The organism is Azospirillum sp. UENF 211521, assembly GCF_058780535.1.
Genome location: NZ_JBSNCF010000001.1, coordinates 1 through 2,500 on the forward strand (window position 1 = coordinate 1; position 2,500 = coordinate 2,500).

At 58.2% G+C, this 2,500-nt stretch carries 2 rRNA genes (1 of these 2 cut by a window edge); both read right to left on the minus strand.

Features of this window, described 5'->3' with window-relative positions:
• Window positions 1-59: 59 nt before the first annotated feature.
• Window positions 60-175 (minus strand): 5S ribosomal RNA (gene rrf, locus ACWPN5_RS00005).
• A 127-nt stretch (window positions 176-302) separates the two neighbouring features.
• Window positions 303-2,500, minus strand: a 23S ribosomal RNA gene (locus ACWPN5_RS00010); it runs 549 nt beyond the window's last position.

Consider the following 2,500-nt stretch of genomic DNA (forward strand, 5'->3'; position numbering starts at 1 on the left):
CAAGCGTGTGTGAAACCGTGTCCGTCCGTGTCCGTTTTGGTTTGGCGTGTGCCGTGGTGACCTGGCGGCGACCTACTCTCCCACGTCTTAAGACGCAGTACCATCGGCGCTGAGGCGTTTCACGGCCGAGTTCGGAATGGGATCGGGTGTTGGGAGCCTCGCCATGACCACCAGGTCACCAAGGCACACGCGAACCATCCGGACCGGACGGGCGGGTTTCGTTAAGTGAGGACGTCTTGCATACTTGCGGTGTTGGCTCGTGCGTCCAGGGCTTGCCGCTGCGCGCGGGCCGCCTGCTGGGAAGGATCAAGCCATTCGAGCGATTAGTAAGGCTCAGCTTCAGGCGTTGCCGCCCGTCCACATGCCTCCTATCGACGTGATGGTCTGTCACGGCTCTCAAGGGAGTTCTGGTTTTGAGGTGGGTTTCCCGCTTAGATGCTTTCAGCGGTTATCCCGTCCATACTTAGCTACCCGGCCATGCCACTGGCGTGACAACCGGTGCACCAGAGGTATGTCCATCCCGGTCCTCTCGTACTAGGGACAGATCCTCGCAAAACTCCGACACCCACGGCAGATAGGGACCGAACTGTCTCACGACGTTCTAAACCCAGCTCACGTACCACTTTAATCGGCGAACAGCCGAACCCTTGGGACCTGCTCCAGCCCCAGGATGTGATGAGCCGACATCGAGGTGCCAAACGACTCCGTCGATATGGACTCTTGGGAGTCATCAGCCTGTTATCCCCGGCGTACCTTTTATCCGTTGAGCGATGGCCCGTCCACATGGAACCACCGGATCACTATGGCCGACTTTCGTCTCTGCTCGACTTGTCTGTCTTGCAGTCAGGCGGGCTTATGCCATTGCACTCGTCGAGCGATTTCCGACCGCTCTGAGCCCACCATCGCGCGCCTCCGTTACACTTTGGGAGGCGACCGCCCCAGTCAAACTACCCGCCATGCAGGGTCCCGGCTCCGGATGAACGGAGCGCGGTTAGATGCCAGAGACCTCAAGGGTGGTATTTCAAGGATGGCTCCACCCGAGCTGGCGCCCGGGTTTCCTAGCCTCCCACCTATCCTACACATGAGATCCCTAGCACCACTGCAAAGCTGTAGTAAAGGTGCACGGGGTCTTTCCGTCTGACCGCGGGTACTCCGCATCTTCACGGAGAGTTCAATTTCGCTGAGTTGGTGTTGGAGACAGCGGGGAAGTCGTTACGCCATTCGTGCAGGTCGGAACTTACCCGACAAGGAATTTCGCTACCTTAGGACCGTTATAGTTACGGCCGCCGTTTACCGGGGCTTCAATTCGGAGCGTGAACCCCTCCTCTTAACCTTCCGGCACCGGGCAGGCGTCAGACCCTATACGTCGCCTTGTACGGCTTCGCAGAGCCCTGTGTTTTTAGTAAACAGTCGCCACCCCCTGGTCTGTGCCCCCCGCCATGGCTTGCGCCACAACGGGGCCCTCTTCTTCCGAAGTTACGAGGGCAATTTGCCGAGTTCCTTCAACACCATTCTCTCAAGCGCCTGGGTATACTCTACCAGTCCACCTGTGTCGGTTTGGGGTACGGTCTGATGCGGGGGCTGTTTCCTGGAACGGGTCCCCAGCCGGGCCAATCCGATAAGGCCCGACACGCTTTCCCATTCGTCACACACCCGCTGGCCCACGAATATTAACGTGGTTCCCATCGACTACGCCTTTCGGCCTCGCCTTAGGGGCCGGCTCACCCTGCGTGGATTAACCTTGCGCAGGAACCCTTGGACTTTCGGCGACAGTGTTTCTCACACTGTTTGTCGCTACTCATGTCAGCATTCTCACTTCCGATACCTCCAGGCGGCCTCACGGACACCCTTCGCAGGCTTACGGAACGCTCCGCTACCACGTGATCAAAGATCACATCCGCAGCTTCGGTACACGGCTTGAGCCCCGATACATTTTCGGCGCAGGCCGGCTTAACTAGACCAGTGAGCTATTACGCTTTCTTTAAAGGATGGCTGCTTCTAAGCCAACCTCCTGGTTGTCATGGCCTTCCCACATCCTTTCCCACTTAGCCGTGATTTGGGGACCTTAGCTGGCGGTCTGGGCTGTTTCCCTCTCGACGATGGACCTTAGCACCCACCGTCTGTCTGCCGGGCTGTGCTCCACGGTATTCGGAGTTTGGTTAGGTTTGGTAAGCCGCGAGGCCCCCTAGCCCATCCAGTGCTCTACCCCCGTGGGCAATCGCCCGACGCGCTACCTAAATAGCTTTCGCGGAGAACCAGCTATTTCCCGGTTTGATTGGCCTTTCACCCCTAGCCACAGGTCATCTCCGACTTTTTCAACAGGCGTGAGTTCGGTCCTCCAGTGCGTGTTACCGCACCTTCAACCTGCCCATGGCTAGATCACCGGGTTTCGGGTCTACAGCAAGCAACTCAAGCGCCCTGTTCAGACTCGCTTTCGCTGCGCCTCCGGCTATCGCCTTAAGCTCGCTGCTTACTGTAAGTCGCTGACCCATTATACAAA